This is a genomic window from Myxococcus sp. SDU36, assembly GCF_030168875.1.
Lineage (GTDB): Bacteria > Myxococcota > Myxococcia > Myxococcales > Myxococcaceae > Myxococcus > Myxococcus vastator.
Genome location: NZ_CP077414.1, coordinates 8,038,491 through 8,058,469, shown reverse-complemented (window position 1 = coordinate 8,058,469; position 19,979 = coordinate 8,038,491). Strand labels below are relative to the sequence as shown.

The following is a 19,979-nucleotide window of genomic DNA, read 5'->3' as shown; positions in this document are numbered from 1 at the left end:
GCGAGTCCCCGTGGAGGGAGATGCGCATGCGGCCCGACAATGCCCCCTGTCCTCCAGGCGGGTACGGGCATGCGGGGCACCGGCGACTACAGCCAGCTCACCTCACGCCGGCCCAGCTCCGCCAGCACGCGCTCCGCGGCCCGCACGCCGAACCAGTTCGCCTCCTCGAAGAGGCCCATGCCGCCCAGGTCCGAGTGCGCGAAGTGCAGCGAGCGCCCCAGGCTCTCCCCCGCGGCCTGCTTCGCCTGCCCCCACATGAAGCCCGGCGCGGGCCGCACCATGGCGTGGCCCCAGCGCTGGACCTCCAGCCGCTGCGCCTGCCCCGCGATGCCCGGGTGCGCGGGCAGCATGTCCGCCATCACCAGGGCCTCCCAGTCCGCGTAGGTGGCCGACAGCGCCTTCTCCCGCTCGGCCTTCACGTCCGCGCCGTCCATGGGCAGGTACCAGGTGAGCACCGTGGGGCCCTGCTCGTCCTGGCGCAGCGTCTGGTGCGTGGCCACCACGTAGCCCAGGCTGCGGCTCTCATAGAAGACGTTGTCCCAGGCCAGCGGGAAGCCCCGCGAGCGCGGCGGCGACGACAGCGTCAGGTTCGCCACCACCCACGGCCCATACGTGAAGTCCTTCAACCACGCCGGCCGCTCCCGCCGCCACGGCGCCACCACGTGCGCGGCGATGAACCGCGGGCACGCCAGCACCACCTGCCGCGCCAGGAAGGCCCGGGGCTTGCCCGTGCCCGCCTCCACCGCGTCCACGCGGCAGCCGCCCTCCACGGGCTCCACGGTGTGCACCAGCACGTTGCGCTCCACCGCGCCATTCGGCAGCGCCGACACCAGCTGCCGCACCAGCCGGCCGTTGCCTTCGGGCCAGCTCAGGTAGCCCTCGCTGCGCTCCCCATTCCCGTCCTGCCGCGCGGTGAAGTACCAGATGCCGGCCCAGGCGGAGACCTGCTCGGCGGTGGTGCCGAAGTCGTCCCGGCACGCGTAGTCCACCACCCACTTCAGCCGCGCCGAACGGAAGCCCTCGCGCTCCAGCCAGGCCGCCATGCTCACCGCGTCCAGCGCCGTCCACTCCGCGTCGTCACTGGACAGGCCGGAAGGCACCGCGAAGGCCCTGCGCCCCTTCGCGTCTCTCGCGGAGGCGAAGCCGTTCATCCGCGCCTCGAAGCGCCGCAGCTCCTCCAGGTCCTCCGCGCTGGCGCCCGCGTGCAGGTAGAGCCCTTCGTACCAGTGCCCCCGGTAGAAGAAGCGCTCCTCCGGCTCGTGGATGAGCAGCGACTCCTCGAAGCGCGGCCGGCCCGCGTCATCCACGTCGGAGACGGCGCCCATCTCCCGCAGCAACCGGACGACGGGGCCTTGGTCCTCCAGCGGCGCGGGCAGGTAGTGCGCGCCCCACGGGTAGGCGCAGATGCCGTTGTGCCCGGAGCGAGACGTGCCTCCCGGCTCCGACTCCAGCTCCAGCACGCGCACGCCGCGCACGCCCGCGCCCGCCAGGCGCCAGGCCGCGGACAGGCCCGCCACGCCGGCGCCCACCACCAGCACCTCCACGGGCTCCACGAGGTCCGCGCGCGGCAGCGGCCCACCGCGGAGCCGGTGCCCCAGCTCCACGGCCTGGTCCACCACCGCGCCGGGGACACGCGCCCTCGGCCCTGACTTCCGGCACGCGCTGGCCGCCACCGCGGAACCGAGGAACGCGGCGACCAGCTCCCGCCGCGTCAGTTCCACCGCTGCCACTCCGCCTCGTAGTAGTGCACCAGCACCTGGTTGTTCAGCCGGTTCACCTCCGCGGGCAGGGGCCCCATGTCCGGAGGGAACTGGGTGAGGGACGCCATCGTCGCGTCATCCAGGAAGAGCAGCCCTTCGGGCAGCGGCCGGTGCCGGGCGGGCAGCTCGTGCGCAATCAGCACGTAGCCCCACTCACCAAACGACGGCACCAGCGCGTGGTACGGCTCCGTCCAGAAGCCCGCGGCCTTGAGCGTCGTCTCCACGCACCAGAAGGAGCGCCGGGCGAACAGAGGGCTGGTGCTCTGCACCACCCCCACGCCGTCTGGCGCGATGCGCTTCTTGAGCAGCTTGTAGAAGCCCGTGGTGTACAGCTTCCCCAGCGCGAAGTTGTTCGGGTCCGGGAAGTCCACCACCACCACGTCGTACTGCGCGCCGCCCTCCGTGAGGAACTGCATCGCGTCCCCGTTGACAACCCGCATCCTCGGGTCCGTCAGCGCATAGCGGTTCAGCTTCGCCAGCTCCCCGTAGTTCGTCGCCAGCCTGGTAATCGCCGGGTCCAGATCCACCAGGGTGACGGAGCGGACCTCCGGGTAGCGCAGCATTTCCCGCGCGGCCAGGCCGTCTCCACCGCCCAGGATGAGCACGTTCTCCACCTTGCCCGCGCGCACCATGGCCGGGTGCACCAGGGACTCGTGGTAGCGGTACTCGTCCAGGCTGGCGAACTGGAGGTTGCCGTTGAGGAACAGCGAGAAGCCCCGCTTGCCGCGCGTGAGGATGATGCGCTGGTACGGCGAGCTGGACGCGTGGACCACCTCGTCCGCGTAGAGCTGGTCCTCGTAGAAGGTGGTGAGCCGGTCGCCCATGACGAAGCCCACCAGCAGCAGCACCGTCAGCCCCACCGCCTTGACGCGCAGCCGCAGCGGGTTGCCCAGCAGCGGCGCCAGAAGCCAGGTGCTCCACAGCGCCACCGCCGCGTTCAGCACGCCAAACAGCAGGGACGTGCGCACCAGCCCCAGCTTCGGCACCAGCAGCAGCGGAAAGGCCACGCTGGCCGCGAGCGCGCCCACGTAGTCCAGCGACAGCACCTGGCTGACCAGGTCCTTGAACTTGAGCTGGTCCTTCAGGATGCGCAGCAGGAGGGGAATCTCCATGCCCACCAGCGCGCCAATGGCAATCACGCTGCCGTACAACGCCACCTGGAACAGGTCCGTCAGCGTGAAGGTGAGGAACAGCATCGGCGCGCAGAGGCCGCCCAGCAGCGCCACCGCCAGCTCCACCTCCACGAAGCGCTGGGCCACCCCGCGCTCGATGTAGCGCGACAGGTAGCTGCCAATGCCCATGGCGAACAGGTAGCCGCCAATGACGGTGGAGAACTGGGTGATGGAGTCGCCGAGCAGGTAGCTCGCGAGCGCCCCGACGACGAGCTCATAGATGAGCCCGCACGTCGCGATGACGATGACGGTGATGTACAGCAGCGTCTTGTTCACGGCGTCACTTCACTTCGCACAGGCATGGGCGCGCGGCGCGCGCCCTCATCCGCTGATGGCCGCGGCCACGATGATGGCCAGACCGATGATGAAGGACCCGATGACGATGCCCACCGCCGTGTTCTGGTCGGCCTCCAGCTCCTTGTGAACGTCAAAGGGCATGATGAGGCGGATGACGTAGAAGCCCGCCACGAACACCGCCAATCCAATGAGCGAGTAGATGATGCTCGCCAGCACACCCTGAACGCTGACCACCACGCCAAGTAACAACATCACTTCCCTCCCATGTAGCCGCCAGTCCACAGCAGGACGCCGCCCGGCCCACGCCGGACGTTGCCCGGTACCTTGTCCCGCGCTTCCTTCGTGAAGGGGGACCAGCCCGAAATCATCAATGCCGCGTAGCCCAGCAGCACCAGTCCTCCAAACCACTTCATGACGCGCCTCCGTCACGTTTGACGACTCAAACCTAGACGTTGCTCTCCGCCCAGCGCCGCGTCTCGAAGCTGTGCGAGCGATACAACGCCACCACCGGGCCCAGCACCATCAACACCAGCGCGAAGCAGAACCAGCTCGAGTTGGGCGTGTCGTGGATGAGCTTCACCTGGTACGCCATGGGCAACGTCCGGTTCGGCTTCGCGTCGAAGGCCGCCGTCGTGCGCAGCACGTACTTGCCCGCGGGCAACGGAGACAGGTAGGCGCTGCCGGACGTACTGCCCTCGCTCCAATTCCCGTCGATGTCACGGCCGCGGTAGTAGCTCAGCTCCTCGTAGAAGGTCACCACGTCGTTCGTGTCCTGGTTCACCAGGTCGCCCTGGATGCCCAGCCAGTCGTTGTCCAGCGCGGCGAAGACGTCCACCTTGATGTTGCCGCGCTTGGACAGCTCGAAGGGCTCGCTGAAGTGCATCGCCGCGGGCGAGCCCGGCGCGGCGCCCAGCGGCACCACCACGGCCTGCTCCAGCACCTGCTCCTTCGCGGCGGAGGCGGACAGCACGCCCGACAGGACGAACAACGCCAGTATCCAGAAGCCCGTCCACACGAAGGCGGAGCGCACGCCCCCCTGGTGCGGGTTGGGCTGGCTGGGGGCAATGCCCTCCCGCCGCGCCATCGGCTCCTTCAAGCCGAAGGCCTCCTTCACCACCTCGGGCTCAAGGTACTCCCCGAGGGTGTACGACACCTCATTGTCGGTGGCGTCCACGTTCACCGAGTACGGCGCGGCGACGTACTCCGTCGCGAAGGCCCGCTCGCCCGCGTTCACCGTCCAGTAGAACTCCCCCAGCACCACGTCCGTGACGACGGCGACCTGCTGGAAGCACTTGTAGCGGCGGTGCTCGTGGAAGGCGGCGACCCCGGGCGACAGCGACACATCACCGGCGGGCAACGGCTTCAGGAACACCCAATGGCCGTTGGAGTTCATCAGCCAGACGAAGCCGCGCGACGCGTTGTAGAGGAGGTACTCCTCCCACAGGTAGCGCAGGCCCTCCACGACGCACGAGCGCTCCAGGTAGCCGATGCAGGTCCACTCCGTGCCATCCAGCTTCCCCTGGGTCCCCAGGGGAATGACGAGCGCCCGGGCCGGCTTCTCCAGCAGGCGCAGGAAGGACAGCTTGCCCTGGCGCGCGTCCAGCAGCGCGCCGCAGTAGGGGCACACCACGCGCAGCGTCTTGTCCGGCGCGCGCAGGTCCAGGTTGCCGTTGCACTGCGTGCAGCGCGCCTGCTGCAGCTCCACCTTGCGCACGCGGGGCCGGAGCTGCCCGGCGGGGATGCCCAACTCCTCCAGCTTCAGCGCCTCGCCGACGAAGACCTCGGGGGAGTGCCCGCGCGTCCCGAAGTCGAGCGTGAGGAAGGCGCCCTTGGGCCCCGTGGCGTCCACGTACCAGGCGTCCTGCGTGGGGTCCACGTCGCTGGGAAGCTGGCCCGCGGCGGCCACCACGCGGCCATGGCCGCGCTCTTCAATGACCCACGCGCGCTCGCGCAGGTGCAGCCGCTCACCCGGGTGCAGGTCCTCCAGCGCCACGTCCGCTTCGGGCCCCATGTCGAACATCAGGTGGAAGGCGCCCTCGGACTCGCTGAGCCACCCGGTGCGGCCGTCCGCGAACTCCACGTACCACTCGTCCCACGGCCCTTCGCCGTGGTCCTTCTGCAGGTGACCGACGATGGTGTACGCCACCTTGCGGTAGCGCCCCTCCGCGCGGAGCTGCAGCGGCGAGTCGGTGGGGACGATGCTGCCAATCTTCCCGTGGGACTCGAAGTCCAGGCCCTTGCGCGCCACCACCGTCTGGCAGTAGCCGCACACCACCACCTGCGCCGAGCCGGCGGTGAACTCCACCATCGCACCGCACGATGGACACTTCCCCTGCGTCACGCCGTCACCCCCCGCTTCAACTCACGCACCACGCACGCCGTCGCGCCCAGGTGACGCGCCAGCAGCGCCTCGAAGTCCGGACGCTGGCGCTCCCGGCAGCAGTACACGTTGAGCGCGGCGAACCCGTGCTCCGGAAACGTGTGGATGCCCAGGTGGCTTTCGGCCAGCAGCGTCAGCCCGGTGATGCCACCGGGCTCCGGGAACACGTGCCACTGCGGCTGGCCCACGACCTTCAGGTCCAGCACGACGATGAGCGCCTCGAAGAGCGCCGCCAGTGCCGCCGCGTCCTTGAGGCTGCCAGGCACGCAGCCGCTGGCGTCAACCAGCCATTCCTGTCCGGTGGTCAGCTTCGAAATCCTCCCGTCCTCGGACTTCTTATCACGGGCTCACCATCGCGTCCGCGCGCAAGTCGCGCCCGCGGCTTTTCAAGGCCGCGTTGGCATCCGGCTTTCGCTTCCCGCTACGCTGACTTAAGAGATGACGCCGCCGCTGGAGCCCCCCCTTCCCCAGTCCCCGACACCGGCGCCCGGCGCCATTGCCCGGCTCGCTCGCACGCTGCGCGGACTGCCTCCCGCCGAGCGCTGGTGGGGCCCCGGCTGCGCAGGCATGGCCGGCTGGCTGAAGCGGGCGGCGCTGCCCCTCCCCCCCGAGGACCTCACGCCCCGCTTCCACGCGCTGTACGCGCGCGTGCGCCAGGGACTGCCGGTGCTCCCGGAAGAGGCCCGGCGCCACCAGTACGTGCTGGTGCGCGGCATGCTGGGCGACGAGCTGCCCGGCTACCTGCTGGACAACGTGCAGCGGCTGGAGCGCCGGGGCCTGAGCGTGCGCGAGGCCGCGGTGGACACCGAAGGGCTGCTCGCGGACAACGTGGCGGTGCTCCGCGAGGTGCTGCGCGACGCGGAGTACTTCGGCCGCAGCGTGGTGATGGTGGGCCACAGCAAGGGCGGCGTGGAGTGCACCGCCACGCTGGCGCTCTACCCGGAGCTGCGCCACGTGGTGCGCGCGGTGGTGACGCTGCAGGCACCGTATGGCGGCTCCTCCATCGCGCATGACCTGGCCACCACGCCCCGGCTCCGGCGGCTCATCGACTTCGCCTTCCCGCTGCTGTTCCACGGCGTGTCCCGCTCCGTGGAGGAGCTGTCCTATCCCCAGCGGCAGGCCTTCATCCAGCAGCACCCCTACCCCGCGGACATCCCCACCGTGTCGCTGGCCACCTCGCGGCTGTCGCGCACCTCCACGCTGTACCCGCTCCAGCGCTACCTGCACGAGCGCTACGGGTACCAGGCGGACGGCATGGTGACGGCGGTGGACGCGGAGGTGCCCGGCGCGGGCGTGGTGCGGCTGCACGACATGGACCACGCGGAGGCCGCGCTGCGCGGCCTGCCGGGGTTTGTCCGCTACCACCCGGGCGACCTCACCGAGGTGATGGTCGCCCTGGCGCTGGAGACGCGCTGAGCCTCACGCCGTGGCGGGCGTCAGCGTCACCTGCTTCATCACGTGGTCGATGGTGGAGAAGCGCAGCGCCATCTCATACAGGCGGCGCGCCAGCGCCTCGTCCTCCTTCACCGCCACGCCCAGCTCCTGCCGGCTGACGCCCGTGAAGTTCGCGAGGTCCTCCAGCATGGCGTCCGTCGCCGCGCGGTCCGGCTGGATGCCGTCGCGCTGGGCGATGGCACGCAGGGCCAGCGCCAGGGTGATGCGGTACGCGGCGTCCGTGCGGGAGAGCGGATCTTGAAGCCACCCGTCCAGCGCCTCCTGCAGTTCGTCCTGCTGGAAGTCCTTGCGCAGGAGGATGGGCCGCTCGGTCTCCGCCCAGCGGCGGCGAAGCTCCTCGTCCACCAGCGCCCAGGACACCTCCACCGGCGTGCGCTCCACCAGCGCGTCCATGACGCGCTCCTGGGTGAGCCGGTCCGCCTCCGCGAGCCGCTCCTGGGCCAGCTCGTCGCCGAGCTTGCGCATGACGTCCGTGAGGGAAGCTGTCCCCAGCCGCGCCAGCAGCTCCGGCGAGTCGTCATCCAGCACCTTCACCTCACGCGCCGCCTTCACCTCCAGCAGGAAGCGCGCCGGCTGGCCTCGCAGCGACTCCACGGGATAGCGCTCCGGAAGCGTCAGCTCGATGGAGAAGGACTGGCCCACCTTCGCGCCCGCCAGGGCCTCGAAGAAGCCGGGCAGCACCGGGTCCGCGGCCACGCGCGTCCACCAGTTCTCCCGGGCGGAGAAGGGCATCAGCCGGTTGTTGGCGAAGCCGAGCACGTCCAGCAGGACGTCGTCGTCGGCCGCCACGTCCTCGCCCGGCTGCCGCTCGCGGATGTCCGCGTGCTTGCGGCGGAGCGCATCGAAGCGCTCGACGAGCTCCTCCTCCGTCAGGGCGGCGGGAGCCACCTGCGCTACCGACAGCCCGTCCAGCGAAGGCGCCTCCACCGCGGGAAGATTCACCGGCTCGGTGCTGTCGAGCTGCAACGCCGCCGGCATCTTCTTCATGATGCCGAGCGCATGAAGCTCGGCCAACGGACGCGCGTTGTTGCGGCCACCCTGCGATTCGTCATGGGTCGTCATGGTCTCTCGCTCCGGATACCTCGGATAGCACAACGCTCCGGGAGGACCGAAGCCCCCCGGAGCGTTGGGACTGACGACGCGGCGCTTCCTAGAAGAAGGAGCCGAGGAAGCTCGACACCGTGGAGACGGCCGCGCCCACCTGGCTCACCACCGGGATGTTGGTGGCGGCGGCGATGGAGCCCAGCGCCGTCACTCCGGCGGTAATCTTCCGGCCCGTCGAGGCGTTCGGGTCCGCGATGGTGCTCACGGCGGCGGCGGTGTCCGCCACGGCGATGGCGACGTTGAGGCCCGGAGCGAAGCGGCCGGCGGCACGCGCCGCCGCGGTGCCCCCGCCCTGGAGCGCGCCACGAGCGGCGGTGCCAGCGGCGCGGGCAGCGCCCTCCAGCCCCCGCTCGGCGACCTCGGCGGCCGCGCGGCGCACGACCTGGCGCGACGCGCCGTCCAGCGCCACGTTGGCGGCGGTGGTGGCCACGCGGTTGGCGGCGGCACGCGTCGCCTCCGGGGCCGCCGCGGTGAAGGCGGTGCGCGCCGCGTTGGTGGCGGCGCGGTAGTTGCTGACGTTACCCGCCAGGTTCAGGCCGTCACGCGCCGCCGTCAGGGCGGTGGAGGTGGCGCCCGCGGTGGAGCCCACCGCCTGGCGGATGTTCTCCCCGGTCGGGTTGCGGATGGCGTCGCGCACGTCGCGGGCCGCGAGGTAGCCCGCGCCCGGCAGTTGCGCCACGTTGGCCGCGAGGCTGACCGCGCCAGCGCCACGCGCCAGGCGGGTGTTGGCGCCCTCGACGACGCTGCCGCTTCCACCCGGCAGGTTGACGGGGCCGAGGCGGCGGGGACCGAAGGCGTCACGCACCTGGGTGGCGGCGATGCCGTCGGAAACGGAGCGCACGCCGTTGGCGACGCGGCTGATGTGGCCCTGCGCGGCCTCGAACCGGTCAGCCTGCGCGGGGCGGGCCTCCGTGCGCGCCGGAGGAGGAGGCGGCGGCGGAGTCGGGCGCGCCGGCGCGGGAGGCGGCGGGACGGGACGGGGCTCGTTGCGGCGAATCGGAGGCGCCATGGGGTGTGCTCCTACGGGAACTTGAAGGGCTTTATGCAGCTCTACCCGGATCATCGGGCTTTCTTTCGGATTGTTGCGTCCAGACTCACCGACTTTGCCGATTTTCACTCCAGGTATCTGACAGAAGCCTCCCAAGGCCGCCGTAAGCCCCTGGAATCCATCGAAAATGGGCTAAGGTCCGCGCGCCATGCGGACCCGAAACCTGACGACTGCCCTCCTCTGCCTCAGCCTCTCCCTCGCCGCCTGCAAGGACTCCGACAAGAAGGAATCCACGGGGGCGGGGACCCCGCCCTCCGCGACGACGCCGGCGAAGCCCGTCGCGCCCACCGCCGCCGAGGTGCCGGCCGCGGCGCCCCCCGCCGAGGCCGCCTCGGGTGAATGGACGAAGAAGGTCCAGGCGGGCCAGGACGTCTACGCCACCCTGGAGACGAACCAGGGCGCCATCGGCGTGCGCCTCTTCTCCAAGGATGCCCCCAAGACGGTGGCCAACTTCGTGGGACTGGCCACGGGCGAGAAGGCCTGGACGGACCCGAAGACGGGCCAGCGCGTGACAGGCAAGCCGCTGTACGACGGCGTCGTCTTCCACCGGGTGATTCCGGGCTTCATGATTCAGGGCGGCGACCCCACGGGCACCGGCCGCGGCGACCCGGGCTACCGCTTCGAGGACGAGTTCCAGAGCGGCCGCACCTTCGACAAGAAGGGCCTGCTGGCCATGGCCAACGCCGGCCCCGGCACCAACGGCAGCCAGTTCTTCATCACCACCTCCACGCCGGACTACCTCAACAACCGCCACACCATCTTCGGTGAGGTGGTGTCGGGCTACGACGTGGTGGAGAAGATTTCCAACGTGCAGCGCGACCCGCGCGACAAGCCCCTGGAGGCGGTGGTCATCCAGAAGATCGCCATGAGCGACCAGGCCCCGGCCGGCAGCGGGAAGTGAGCATGGAACGCGCCCTGCGCCACGTGGCCACACGGCTGGGGGAGCTGGACTGCCACGTCATCGACGCGCTCCCCGAGGGCGCGACGCCCGAGCTGGCCGTCGTCCTCTCCCATGGCCTGGGCGCGCCCGCCACCGACCTGGTGCCCCTGGGGCCGGAGTTGATGGCGCTCCAGCCGGCGCTGGCGGACCGCGTGCGGTTCGTCTTCCCCGGCGGGCCCATGGCCTGGGCGTACGGAGGGCGCGCCTGGTTCCCCCTGCCCGACGCGGTGATGCGCGGAGAGCAGCGGGACTGGGAGCAGTTCGCGCGCGACGTGCCCCCGGGCATGCCCGCCGCGCGCAGGGCGCTGAGGAGCACCGTGGACGCGCTCTGCGCCGCGATGAAGCTGCCCTATGGGCGCGTCGTGCTGGGCGGCTTCAGCCAGGGCGGCATGGTGTCCACGGACGTGGCGCTGCGCCTGGACGAGCCGCCCGCCGGGCTGTGCATCCTCTCCGGCACGCTGACGTCGGAGCTGGAGTGGCGCCCCCGCGCGCAGGGCCGCGCGGGGATGCCCGTGTTCCAGGCCCACGGGCGCCAGGACCCGCTGCTGCCGCTGGACAGCGCCGAGCGACTGCGGGACCTGTTCGTGGCGTCGGGCCTCACCGTGGACTTCCACGCCTACGACATGCCGCACGCCATCGTCACCGAGGAGCTGGAGGCCCTGGCCGCGTTCCTCGCCGCGCGGCTGGGAGGACGCTGAGCCATGTTCCACGCGAAGGAGCTCACGGTGTCCAGCCGGGGCCGCGGCTTCACCGACATCACCGCGGACGTCCAGCGCGCCGTCGCGGAGAGCGGCGCCCGCCAGGGGCTGTGCACCGTGTTCCTTCATCACACGAGCGCGTCGCTGCTGCTGTGTGAGAACGCGGACCCGGACGTGCGCCGGGATTTGGAGTCCTTCTTCTCGCGGCTGGTGAAGGACGGGGACCCGCTCTTCGTCCATGACGCGGAGGGGCCGGACGACATGCCCGCGCACGTGCGCACCGTCCTCACGCAGAACGCGCTCAACATCCCCGTGAAGGACGGCCGCGCGGACCTGGGGACGTGGCAGGGCGTCTACGTCTGGGAGCACCGGACCTCGCCGCACCGGCGCCGCGTCACCGTGTCCGTGGTGCGCTGACCGCTACGGCGCGCCCACCCGCGTCGCGGCGACCGCCACCTTGCGCGGCTTGCCCGTCGGCCGGGCCTGACCGCGGATGCGGATCCACGAGCCCGGCGCGTCCTCCGTCGCGTGGACCATGGACCAACCGACGGGCACCTGCGGCGCGGCCCAGGCATAGAGCGCGCGGGCGTCCTTCGGCGACAGGTTGACGCAGCCGTGGCTCATGGGCTGGCCGAAGCGGTCGTGCCAGTAGGCCGTGTGCAGCGCGTAGTCGTCCTGGAAGAACATGGTCCAGGGCACCGTGGCCACGCGGTAGGTGTCGTTGCCGACGGTGCCGCTGCCCGTCATGTCGGCCTCCGCGAACTTTATCCAGATGCGGAACAGGCCCTCCGGCGTGTCCGTGCCCTGCTTCCCGGAGGAGATGAGCGTCGCGTACACCGGCCGCTCACCTTCGTAGGCCACCAGCACCTGGGCATCCAGGTCCACGTCCAGCCAGCGGGAGCCGGGCTCCACCTGCGGCGGCGCGTGTGAGAACCAGGCGACGTGCAGGTCGTCCCGCGCCACCCATTGGTCCTCCGCGATGCTCACCCAGTGGCCGTCCTCGGACAGCGCCTTCACGGCCACCAGCGTGCGCGGTGGCAGCACCGTTTCGCGGGGGGCCTTCGCGTCTGGCGCGGTGCGGACTTCCACGGCCGCGGCGGGACGGGTGCGGGACTGGGCCCAGGCGAACGTCGGCGGCAGGTCGGCGATGGCCTCCGCGTTCACGCCCTCGAAGGAGGAAGGCCGGTACTCGCGCAGCACCCGGGCCTCCAGGTACTGGCCGTCGGTGGTGCGCCAGTACGTCCTGCGGCGGATGCGGACCTGCCCGCGGAGCTGTACCGACACGGAGCCCTTCAGCAGCACGCCCTTTCGCCGGGCGCGCGCCAGGGCGAGGCTGGGATAGGCGCGCACGCGCTTGCCCACGACGCGGGCGTAGATGCCGGGCGTCAGCTCGCCCTCGCGCAGCTTGGGGAGTTCGCGCACGCGGGGCTCGCGGAAGTTGGGCTCCAGGTAGCGCTCGCAGACCCAGCCGCGCGGCTCAATCTGAATCCAAGCCTCGCAGTCCGGCCCGCGCACCGCCGTTTCGCCCTGCCAGCGCACGCGCATGTCCTGCGCCACGGTGCCCAGTGCCGGTGCGTCCCGCCGAGGCTCCTGGCGGACCACGATGGAGCGGCGCACCCGCAGCGAGCCCGCATCCGGAGCGAAGGGCACCGCGTACGTTCCTCCGTCCTCCGCGCCGCTCACGGGCTCACTTCCCAGATCGACGTCTTCCAGCACCAGCCCCGTGTCCTCGAGCGGCTCGCCGTCCGGGCCGAGCACCAGCTCCTCTCCTGGCCGCAGGCCGTCTGGGATGACGGTGAGCTGCTCGGGCAGGGGGAGCGCCTCCTCGCCCGGCGTGTCCTCCTCTCCCTCGGACTGGGCGAGGTCGTCCAGGGCGGGGTCGACGGTCAGCGCCGGCACCTCGTCGTGCGCCACGGCCGCCCCTTCGTCACGCGTGCGTCGCGGCGGAGACAGCGCCGCCTCGGCCAAGCCATCAACGCCGCCGTCCGTCCCAGCATCCTCCGCGGTGCGCTGCCACGCCGCGAACAGCGCATCCGAGGCCGTGCGCCGGGCATCCGCGCTCGCGCTCGGCGAGAGGGGGCTGCCGCCCGCCGCGGCGTCGGCCATGGCCCGCGAGGCACCAGCCCGCACCCCGGGTAGGTCCGCCGCTTCGTCAGGAAGTGCGCGCTCTGCGGCACCGGCCAGGGCACGTTGTTCCGACACGGACTCCGTGACGGCCACGGACACCCCCAGTTCGGAAGGGAGGTCGCCTGGAGCGCTGGTATCGGCGTGAGGTGCTTGGACCTCCCCACCGTCCTCAGACGACCCGGAGCCGGGAGGCGGCGTGCAGGCGATTCCAGGCAGCAGCAGAACGAGCAGAAGCCAACGGCGCATGGACCTGACACGGTACGGAGGAGTGACGGCACACTCAACGTCGTCCACGGTGCGCTCGCCTGCGTGGGGCTCCGTGTGAGTGGGCAATTCGTGCCATCGCAGCGGCCCTTGTCACATGCAGCGGAAATGGCGGCGCGCCGGTGAGGCCAGCCCTCCGGAAGCCCACGGCATCCTTGAGCCTGGCGCCCGGGTGCCCGCCTCCCCAGCCGCCGGGCCCCATCCCCCAGCCCCTCTTTCCACCCGCCCCCTTCGGAAGATATGCAGCGGGGAGATGAAGCTCGCCGAGACTGCTCCGACCCCCGCGCCCGAAGCGCCGCCCCCCGCCCCCCTGTCCCTGGACGAGGTACGCCGCGTCACCCAGCTCCTGGAGGCCATCAGCGAGGACCGCTTCCTGTTGGCCGGCCTCCCCGAGGAGGACCGCATCGCCTTCCTGAGCGCCGCGGGCCGCGTGCTGCACCCGGACCGCGACGCTAAATCCCGGATGGCGAAGGCGCTGCGCCGCGACCGGAAGAAGACGAAGCGCGAGCACGACCGGGTCATCCGCGCGACCACCGAGATTCGCACCCTGCGCCGCTCCGCCATCTTCACGGTGCCCGCGCTGCCGCCTCCCCCCCCGACGGAAGCGGGGCCGGAGCGCATCCTCGAGCAGCCCCGCCGCTGCTACGTCTGCAAGGCCGAGTACCGCAAGCTGCACTTCTTCTACGACGCGATGTGCATCGAGTGCGCGGACTACAACTACGCCAAGCGCACCCAGCGCGCCGACCTGAACGGGAAGGTCGCGCTCATCACCGGCGCCCGCGTGAAGATTGGCTTCCAGGCCTCGCTGATGCTGCTGCGCTCCGGCGCGCGCGTCATCGCCACCACGCGCTTCCCCAACGACGCCGCGCAGCGCTACGTCCAGGAGTCGGACTTCGCGGACTGGGCGCACCGGCTGCACATCCACGGGCTGGACCTGCGCCACGCGCCCAGCGTGGAGCTCTTCGCGAAGTACATCGAGCAGACGCACGAGCGCCTGGACATCCTCATCAACAACGCCGCGCAGACGGTGCGCCGGCCCCCGGGCTTCTACGGCCACCTGCTGCCGGGAGAGATGCGCCGCGCGGAAGACCTGCCGGCGGCGGCGCGCGCACTGCTCGCGGGCCATGACGCCTGCGTCGCCACGGTGCAGCCGGCCGCCCTGGGGGCGGGCAGCGCGGGAGGCTCGGAGCTGGCCACCACCTGGCGCAGCAGCGACCCGGCGCTGGGCATCCACTCCTCCGCCGCGCTGTCCATGCTGCCCTACAACCTGGAGCAGGAGGGTGACGAGCGCGCCCTCTTCCCGCGGGGCCGGCTGGACGCGGACCTCCAGCAGGTGGACCTGCGGGACGTCAACTCGTGGCGGCTGCGGCTCGCCGAGGTCCAGACGGCGGAGATGCTGGAGGTCCACCTCATCAACGCGGTGGCGCCCTTCATCCTCGTCGGGAAGCTGAAGCCGCTGATGCTCAAAGACCGCTCGTCCCCCGGCCACGTGGTGAACGTCTCCGCGATGGAGGGCAGCTTCTCTCGCGGGACGAAGACGGACAAACACCCGCACACCAACATGGCGAAGGCGGCGCTCAACATGATGACGCTGACCTCCGCGCCGGACTACGCCCGCGACAACATCTACATGAACGCCGTGGACACCGGCTGGGTCACCGACGAGGACCCCGCGCAGCACGCCGAGCGCAAGGTGCAGGAGCTGGACTTCCAGCCACCGCTGGACATCGTCGACGGGGCGGCGCGGGTGGTGGACCCCATCATCGCCTCGGAGAACAGCGGCGAGTACGTCTGGGGCAACTTCTTCAAGGACTACCGTCACACCGCGTGGTGACACGCGGACCGGGGGCGTCATGGCAACCCGCAGTCTCCGCTTCGAGTCGTACGTCGAGGTCACCCCCGCTGAAGCCTGGGCGTGGGTGACGTCGATGAAGGGCATCTCCACGGAGCTGTACCCGTACCTGCGGATGACGGCGCCCCCGGGCGTGACGGGGCTCGCGGAGCTGCCCTTCGAACCGGGCCAACCGCTGTTCCGAAGCAAGCTGCTGCTGGGCGGCGTGCTGCCGGTGGGCTGGTCCGACCTGACGCTGCGCGAGTTGGAGCCGGGCCGCCGCTTCGTCGAGGAGTCCCCCATGAGCGCGATGCGTCAGTGGCGACACGAGCGCCGCATCGTCGAGGCGCACGCCGGCGTGGACATCATCGACCAGCTCGACTTCGAGCCCCGCTTCGGCGGCCGGCTGACGGAGGCCTTCATCCGGCGCCTCTTCGAGCACCGCCATTCGGTGCTCCGCCGCGCGCTCACACCGTCATTAGGTGGACGGGCGTCCCAGGAAAAGTCAGCCTAGCGGGACATGAGCCCCGAAGAACAATTCCACGTCGAAGTCCTCAAGCTGCTGCTCCAGGTCGCCACCGTCGATGGCCGCGTCGCGCACTCCGAGATTGAGCACATCCTGGACACCGCGCGAGGCATGAGCGCGCCGCTACACGAGTTGGCCGCGCTGACGCGCTGTCTGCAGAACAACGAGCCCTTGCCCCCGCCGAACATGGGCATCCTGCGCACCAACCCCTCCGCCGTCATCCGCGAGGCGAAGGCGCTCATCGCCAGCGACGGCAGCGTGCACGCGGAGGAAATCGAGATGCTGCGGCAGATTCGGGAGCTGCTCGGCGTCATCAACTGACGTCCACCGCGCGCGCTACGACTCGCTCTCCGGAGCCTCCAGCAGCTTGTAGAGCGTCTTGCGGTCCACATCGAGCAGGCGCGCCGCCTCGCTCTTGTTGCCGCCCACGTGCTGGAGCACCTGCGCGGCGTAGCGGCGCGACAGCTCGGCCAGGCTCGGCATGTCGCCCGCCAGGCCCGCCATCTTCGGGGTGGACGCGTCCCCAATCGGCTCCGGGAAGTCCTGGGGGCCCAGGACGCCCGTCACGTTGAGCGCCAGCGCCCGCGCCACCACGTTCTCCAGCTGCCGCACGTTGCCCGGCCAGTCATAGGCCGCCAGGCGCGCGTTCGCGTCCGGCGTCACCACCGGCCGCACCCCGCCGCGGGCATGACGTCCGGCGAAGTGCTCCACCAGCGCGGGGATGTCCTCGCTTCGCTCCCGCAGCGACGGCAGGTGCAGGTGCACCACGTCCAGGCGGTACAGCAGGTCCTCGCGGAAGAGGCCCTCCGCCACCCGCGCCTTGAGGTCCTTGTTCGTCGCCGCCACCACGCGCACATCCACCTTGACGGGGATGCTCTCACCCACGCGGCGGATTTCGCCCTCCTGCAGCACGCGCAGGAGCTGCGACTGCACCTTCATGCCGACGTCGCCAATCTCATCCAGGAAGAGCGTGCCGCCGCTGGCCTCCTCGAAGACGCCTCTCCGCGCGCCGGACGCGCCGGTGAAGCTGCCCTTCGCGTGGCCGAACAGCTCACTCTCCATCAGCGATTCGGTAATCGCGCCGCAGTCCACGGGGATGAAGGGCCCGCTCATGCGCGGCGAGCGCTTGTGCAGCGCGCGCGCCACCATCTCCTTCCCCGTGCCCGTCTCCCCCGTAATCAGCACCGGCACGTTGCTGGCCGCCGCGCGCGCCACCTGCTTGTACACCTCCAGCAGCGCCGGGCTGCGGCCCACCATCATCAACGAGCCACGCTCCACCTGCTGGCGCAGCGAGCGGTTCTCCTCCACCAGCCGCTTCTGCTCCAGCGCCCGGCGCGCCACGCGCAGAATCGCGTCCACGTCGAAGGGCTTGGCCAGGTAGTCGAAGGCGCCCTGCTGGATGCTGTCCAGCGCGCCTTCGATGTTGCCGAAGGCCGTCACCACCACCACCGGCGTGTCCGGCAGTTGCGCCTTCACCTCATGGAGCACCTTCAGCCCGTCGCCCGGCTCGGGCATGGCCATGTCCGTGAGGACCAAATCAAAGGCGCCCTCGGCGATGCGCTCGGTGGCGCGGCGCGGGTCCTGGGCCTGCGTCACCGCGCCCAGGGGGCCCAGCAAGCGCTGGAGCAAATCACGGGCCTGCGGGTCATCATCCACGACGAGGATGCGGGTTGAGCTCATGTGCCGACCTTGCGTATTCCGGCGGAAGCCGTCGTTGTCTGAGCGCCGCGGGTGCCCGCCGCCGGGCGCACCACGCGGGGGAAGCGCACCACCACGTGCGTTCCTTTTCCATCTTCCGAGCTCACCACCAGCGTGCCGCCGTGCGCCTCCACCACGCGCTTGGTGGTGACCAGTCCCAGTCCATGGCCCGGCAGACCGCGCACCTCGGGCGCGCGGAAGAAGGGCTGGAACAGCGAGGCCTGGGTGCCCGGCGCCATGCCGATGCCGTTGTCCACGACCTCCAGCACGGCCATGCCACCCTCGGTGGCCACGCGCACCTTCACGCGGGCGTCGGGCCGGCCCGCCGAGTATTTCACCGCGTTGGTGAGCAGGTTGCGCGCGCTCACCTGCAACAACTGCCCGGGGCAGTCCACCGCCACGCCGGGCTCCAGCTCCCGCTCCAGCGCCACGCCCTGCGCCGCCGCCGTCTGCGCCACCTCCAGCAGCACGGTGGTGACGGCCGTATCCAGCTCACCCACCGTGCTCTCACCGCGCGTGCCGGCGCGGCAGAAGCGCAGCAGCGCCTCGATGAGCTCGCCCATGCGCACCGCGCTGGACTCACACTGCGCCAGCATCTCCAGCGCGCCCGCGTCGTTCACCGCGCCGGTGCGGCGGATGAGCGTCAGGTAGCCCTTGAGCGGCGCCAGCGGGGAGATGAGGTCATGCGCCACGCGCCGCGTGAAGGCATCCAGCTCCTGGTTGTGCCGGCCCAGCTCCTCCAACTGGCCCTGGATGATGGCCTCCTGGCGCTTGAGCAGCGAGGTGACGCGCAAGCCCACCAGCGACGACAGGAGGATGGCCAGCAGCGTGGCGCCCGCGCCCAGGGCCGTGTTGCGCACGCGCAGGTCGTCCAACCGGCTCACCAGCCTGCGCGCCTCGGCGGCGTTCTCCTCCTCCAGCGCGCCGCCCAGCGCGTCCAGCTCCGCCGCCAGCGGGCGGATGCGCTCGGCCAGGTGGCGCCGGGCCCGCTCCGCCTCGCGGCGCTGCGAGAAGATGGCCGCCGCGCGCACCTGGTCCGCCAGTCCCTGGCACGCGGCGTTGAAGCGGTACCACAGCGCCTTCTCGCCCTGCGGGAGGTTGCGTGTGTACGCCTCCGACGAGGCGCGGATGTCCGCGAGAATCTGCTCCATCACCGCGTCCGCGGCGCGGCGCTCGGCGTCACCCGTGGCGCGGACATGCGCCTCGATGGCGGACTCCAGCGACAGCGCGTCCACGCGGATGCGGCCAATGGAGCCGGCCCGCTCCAGCGCCTCCTGCACCAGGCCGTCCACCTGGCTGCCCGTGCGGACTTCCGTCCACAACGTGAAAGCGGTGACGGCCGACAGGAGGACGACCACGAAGAAGAAGCCGGCCCGGTAGCCGCGGATGGGGATGCGGGAGCTCGCCACGCCGTTCCTCTATCACGGAGCCAGCGGCGCGCGTCCGGCGGGACGTCAGGGCGCCGTCGGCGCGACGTTGCCGGCCGCGGAGGGGGCAGCCGGCTGGAGCGGATTGTTCAACCGCCGCCGTGCACGCTCCAGCGCGGACTCATACCAGACGTCCGACAGCTCCTCGTGCATCTCCTTCAGCTCCTTCAGCTCGTGGACCTCGCGCTCCAGCACCAGCAACTGGGTGTTGTGCTCCTCCAGCGCGTGCCGGTCCGCCTCGGTCCGCACCAGTTCCTCCAACAGCGCCGCGCGCGCCTGCTCCGCCTCCGCGCGCTCCAGCCGCACCTGCTCCAGCGCCGACTCCAGCTGGGCCATGCGCAGCGCGAACACCTCGGCGCGCTCCCGCTCCGCCTCGTAGTCGCGACGCCACCGGTCCGCCTCGAGGACCTGGGCCTCCAGCCGCTCGAGCGGAACAGTCGTCGCGCAACCCGTACCCAGGACGGCCAACGCTGTCGCGCAACAGAGGAACCGCATGAACCGTCTCTCCCACACCATGACCGCGCGACATGCGCGGCGAAGGCGCCGGGCCGACACCCTGCAACCAGATGACGCGTGCAGCTTGCTCAAGTGCTCCGTCATCGTCAAAGCAGCAACTGCCTGTCTGGGGAGCTTGCCCCCATTGTCGGAGCTCCAACTGCGGAGTTTCTCCCCACGGACATCCGCGACAGACACCTGCGCTCCCTCTGACAACGCTCCTGGCACGCCGCCTGCTCAAGCCCTCGCTCGCTGGGACGGCGCAATCTCGCGCCGTCGTTCGTCACCGGAGCTTTTTATGAAGACCGTGTTCGCCGCCGCCCTCCTCGCCGCCGCCACCGCGTTCGCCAACACCCCGGCTCCCGCCGAGCCCGCTGCCGAGACCAAGCCCGCCGCCGTCGAAGCCGCGCCCGAGGCCCCCCAGGCCGAAGAGGCGCAGGCCGAGGCGGCCCCCGAGGCCAAGCCCGCGAAGAAGGCCAAGAAGCCGGCGAAGAAGGCGGCCAAGGCCGCTGCCGCCACAAACTAATCAAGATTTACAGCTTTTTGGTCGGTGCGCGGGGGTGCCTCTTCCAAGGGAGGTACCCCCGTTGCCGTTGCGGGTCCATATAAACCCATATTGCCTCGATTTCTGAGACGCCCTCTCGGAATGCCTATCGATGTCCAAGAAAACCCATCCGGGTCAGGACTTTCGCGTCCCCGTCAATCCGTCCAGTGAACGTGAGATTTGACAGAAACAGAAGAATCCTGCTTAATGTGA

Annotated in this window: 20 protein-coding genes; 8 read left to right on the top strand and 12 right to left on the bottom strand. The window is 70.8% G+C overall.

Going from position 1 to position 19,979, the window contains the following annotated elements; translation table 11 throughout:
- Positions 1–86: 86 nt before the first annotated feature.
- From KGD87_RS32890 to speD, 6 genes are read right to left on the bottom strand one after another with little or no spacing between them, the layout of a single operon-like run.
- Positions 87–1,721 (bottom strand): FAD-dependent oxidoreductase, encoded by a 1,635-nt coding sequence (locus KGD87_RS32890; protein ID WP_284668723.1) that lies wholly within the window; start codon positions 1,719–1,721, stop codon positions 87–89.
- Positions 1,712–3,208: a polyamine aminopropyltransferase gene (locus KGD87_RS32885; RefSeq protein ID WP_284664889.1), complete on the bottom strand. Its 1,497-nt coding sequence runs from the start codon at positions 3,206–3,208 to the stop codon at positions 1,712–1,714. The genes KGD87_RS32890 and KGD87_RS32885 overlap by 10 nt, the downstream gene beginning before the upstream one ends.
- 45 nt (positions 3,209–3,253) lie before the next feature.
- Positions 3,254–3,481 (bottom strand): DUF350 domain-containing protein, encoded by a 228-nt coding sequence (locus KGD87_RS32880; RefSeq protein WP_002635242.1) that lies wholly within the window; start codon positions 3,479–3,481, stop codon positions 3,254–3,256.
- Positions 3,481–3,642, bottom strand: a complete 162-nt coding sequence (locus KGD87_RS32875; RefSeq protein WP_176418850.1) for a hypothetical protein — start codon at positions 3,640–3,642, stop codon at positions 3,481–3,483. Before KGD87_RS32875 ends, KGD87_RS32880 begins: the two co-directional genes overlap by 1 nt.
- A gap of 32 nt (positions 3,643–3,674) precedes the next feature.
- Positions 3,675–5,570: a DUF4178 domain-containing protein gene (locus KGD87_RS32870; RefSeq protein WP_284664888.1), complete on the bottom strand. Its 1,896-nt coding sequence runs from the start codon at positions 5,568–5,570 to the stop codon at positions 3,675–3,677.
- Positions 5,567–5,875: an S-adenosylmethionine decarboxylase gene (gene speD, locus KGD87_RS32865; protein WP_237080210.1), complete on the bottom strand. Its 309-nt coding sequence runs from the start codon at positions 5,873–5,875 to the stop codon at positions 5,567–5,569. The genes KGD87_RS32870 and speD overlap by 4 nt, the downstream gene beginning before the upstream one ends.
- A 172-nt stretch (positions 5,876–6,047) precedes the next feature.
- Between speD and KGD87_RS32860 the strand changes: the two genes are divergently transcribed.
- Positions 6,048–7,025: a lipase gene (locus KGD87_RS32860; RefSeq protein ID WP_284664887.1), complete on the top strand. Its 978-nt coding sequence runs from the start codon at positions 6,048–6,050 to the stop codon at positions 7,023–7,025.
- A gap of 3 nt (positions 7,026–7,028) precedes the next feature.
- Here KGD87_RS32860 and KGD87_RS32855 read toward each other — a convergent pair whose 3' ends face one another.
- Positions 7,029–8,126: a trigger factor gene (locus tag KGD87_RS32855; protein WP_284664886.1), complete on the bottom strand. Its 1,098-nt coding sequence runs from the start codon at positions 8,124–8,126 to the stop codon at positions 7,029–7,031.
- 88 nt (positions 8,127–8,214) lie between these two features.
- A complete protein-coding gene (locus KGD87_RS32850) occupies positions 8,215–9,177 on the bottom strand; it encodes a hypothetical protein (RefSeq protein ID WP_284664885.1) in 963 nt (320 codons plus the stop codon).
- A gap of 187 nt (positions 9,178–9,364) precedes the next feature.
- Here KGD87_RS32850 and KGD87_RS32845 point away from each other — a divergent pair, with 187 nt between their 5' ends.
- From KGD87_RS32845 to KGD87_RS32835, 3 genes are read left to right on the top strand one after another with little or no spacing between them, the layout of a single operon-like run.
- The gene (locus KGD87_RS32845) at positions 9,365–10,117 is read left to right on the top strand and encodes a peptidylprolyl isomerase (protein ID WP_284664884.1); all 753 of its coding nucleotides are present in this window, start codon (positions 9,365–9,367) and stop codon (positions 10,115–10,117) included.
- A 2-nt stretch (positions 10,118–10,119) separates the two neighbouring features.
- On the top strand, positions 10,120–10,854 hold the full coding sequence (locus KGD87_RS32840; protein WP_284664883.1) for an alpha/beta hydrolase: 735 nt from the start codon (positions 10,120–10,122) through the stop codon (positions 10,852–10,854).
- 3 nt (positions 10,855–10,857) lie between these two features.
- Positions 10,858–11,271 (top strand): secondary thiamine-phosphate synthase enzyme YjbQ, encoded by a 414-nt coding sequence (locus KGD87_RS32835; protein ID WP_284664882.1) that lies wholly within the window; start codon positions 10,858–10,860, stop codon positions 11,269–11,271.
- A gap of 3 nt (positions 11,272–11,274) precedes the next feature.
- Here the strand turns inward: KGD87_RS32835 and KGD87_RS32830 are convergent, their stop codons facing one another.
- Entirely contained in the window at positions 11,275–12,960 is a 1,686-nt protein-coding gene (locus tag KGD87_RS32830; RefSeq protein WP_284664881.1) for a L,D-transpeptidase family protein, read from the bottom strand.
- Positions 12,961–13,498: 538 nt separating this feature from the next.
- Here KGD87_RS32830 and KGD87_RS32825 point away from each other — a divergent pair.
- Genes KGD87_RS32825 through KGD87_RS32815 form a run of 3 tightly spaced genes read left to right on the top strand, consistent with a single transcriptional unit; the run spans position 13,499 to position 15,923 of the window.
- The gene (locus tag KGD87_RS32825) at positions 13,499–15,079 is read left to right on the top strand and encodes an SDR family NAD(P)-dependent oxidoreductase (RefSeq protein ID WP_284664880.1); all 1,581 of its coding nucleotides are present in this window, start codon (positions 13,499–13,501) and stop codon (positions 15,077–15,079) included.
- A gap of 19 nt (positions 15,080–15,098) precedes the next feature.
- Positions 15,099–15,590 (top strand): Rv1443c family protein, encoded by a 492-nt coding sequence (locus KGD87_RS32820; protein WP_284664879.1) that lies wholly within the window; start codon positions 15,099–15,101, stop codon positions 15,588–15,590.
- A 6-nt stretch (positions 15,591–15,596) separates the two neighbouring features.
- Positions 15,597–15,923 (top strand): TerB family tellurite resistance protein, encoded by a 327-nt coding sequence (locus KGD87_RS32815; protein ID WP_284664878.1) that lies wholly within the window; start codon positions 15,597–15,599, stop codon positions 15,921–15,923.
- 15 nt (positions 15,924–15,938) lie between these two features.
- Here the strand turns inward: KGD87_RS32815 and KGD87_RS32810 are convergent, their stop codons facing one another.
- Genes KGD87_RS32810 through KGD87_RS32800 form a run of 3 tightly spaced genes read right to left on the bottom strand, consistent with a single transcriptional unit; the run spans position 15,939 to position 19,222 of the window.
- Positions 15,939–17,282 carry a sigma-54-dependent transcriptional regulator gene (locus tag KGD87_RS32810; RefSeq protein ID WP_284664877.1) on the bottom strand — a complete coding sequence of 448 codons (1,344 nt, stop codon included), beginning with the start codon at positions 17,280–17,282 and terminating at the stop codon, positions 15,939–15,941.
- Entirely contained in the window at positions 17,279–18,709 is a 1,431-nt protein-coding gene (locus tag KGD87_RS32805) for a sensor histidine kinase (RefSeq protein ID WP_284664876.1), read from the bottom strand. Before KGD87_RS32805 ends, KGD87_RS32810 begins: the two co-directional genes overlap by 4 nt.
- A 45-nt stretch (positions 18,710–18,754) precedes the next feature.
- Positions 18,755–19,222: a hypothetical protein gene (locus KGD87_RS32800; RefSeq protein ID WP_284664875.1), complete on the bottom strand. Its 468-nt coding sequence runs from the start codon at positions 19,220–19,222 to the stop codon at positions 18,755–18,757.
- A gap of 298 nt (positions 19,223–19,520) precedes the next feature.
- On the opposite strand from KGD87_RS32800, the gene KGD87_RS32795 reads away from it, so the two are divergent.
- Positions 19,521–19,748: a hypothetical protein gene (locus tag KGD87_RS32795; protein WP_284664874.1), complete on the top strand. Its 228-nt coding sequence runs from the start codon at positions 19,521–19,523 to the stop codon at positions 19,746–19,748.
- The last annotated feature ends 231 nt before the right edge of the window (positions 19,749–19,979 follow it).

What these genes read in the sequence shown, in the direction of transcription:
- KGD87_RS32880 (WP_002635242.1), bottom strand. Translation starts at nt 3,481, where the DNA reads ATGTTGTTACTTGGCGTGGTGGTCAGCGTTCAGGGTGTGCTGGCGAGC.
- KGD87_RS32875 (WP_176418850.1), bottom strand. Translation starts at nt 3,642, where the DNA reads ATGAAGTGGTTTGGAGGACTGGTGCTGCTGGGCTACGCGGCATTGATG.
- KGD87_RS32860 (WP_284664887.1), top strand. Translation starts at nt 6,048, where the DNA reads ATGACGCCGCCGCTGGAGCCCCCCCTTCCCCAGTCCCCGACACCGGCG.
- KGD87_RS32855 (WP_284664886.1), bottom strand. Translation starts at nt 8,126, where the DNA reads ATGACGACCCATGACGAATCGCAGGGTGGCCGCAACAACGCGCGTCCG.
- KGD87_RS32850 (WP_284664885.1), bottom strand. Translation starts at nt 9,177, where the DNA reads ATGGCGCCTCCGATTCGCCGCAACGAGCCCCGTCCCGTCCCGCCGCCT.
- KGD87_RS32845 (WP_284664884.1), top strand. Translation starts at nt 9,365, where the DNA reads ATGCGGACCCGAAACCTGACGACTGCCCTCCTCTGCCTCAGCCTCTCC.
- KGD87_RS32840 (WP_284664883.1), top strand. Translation starts at nt 10,120, where the DNA reads ATGGAACGCGCCCTGCGCCACGTGGCCACACGGCTGGGGGAGCTGGAC.
- KGD87_RS32835 (WP_284664882.1), top strand. Translation starts at nt 10,858, where the DNA reads ATGTTCCACGCGAAGGAGCTCACGGTGTCCAGCCGGGGCCGCGGCTTC.
- KGD87_RS32830 (WP_284664881.1), bottom strand. Translation starts at nt 12,960, where the DNA reads ATGGCCGACGCCGCGGCGGGCGGCAGCCCCCTCTCGCCGAGCGCGAGC.
- KGD87_RS32825 (WP_284664880.1), top strand. Translation starts at nt 13,499, where the DNA reads ATGAAGCTCGCCGAGACTGCTCCGACCCCCGCGCCCGAAGCGCCGCCC.
- KGD87_RS32820 (WP_284664879.1), top strand. Translation starts at nt 15,099, where the DNA reads ATGGCAACCCGCAGTCTCCGCTTCGAGTCGTACGTCGAGGTCACCCCC.
- KGD87_RS32815 (WP_284664878.1), top strand. Translation starts at nt 15,597, where the DNA reads ATGAGCCCCGAAGAACAATTCCACGTCGAAGTCCTCAAGCTGCTGCTC.
- KGD87_RS32810 (WP_284664877.1), bottom strand. Translation starts at nt 17,282, where the DNA reads ATGAGCTCAACCCGCATCCTCGTCGTGGATGATGACCCGCAGGCCCGT.
- KGD87_RS32800 (WP_284664875.1), bottom strand. Translation starts at nt 19,222, where the DNA reads ATGCGGTTCCTCTGTTGCGCGACAGCGTTGGCCGTCCTGGGTACGGGT.
- KGD87_RS32795 (WP_284664874.1), top strand. Translation starts at nt 19,521, where the DNA reads ATGAAGACCGTGTTCGCCGCCGCCCTCCTCGCCGCCGCCACCGCGTTC.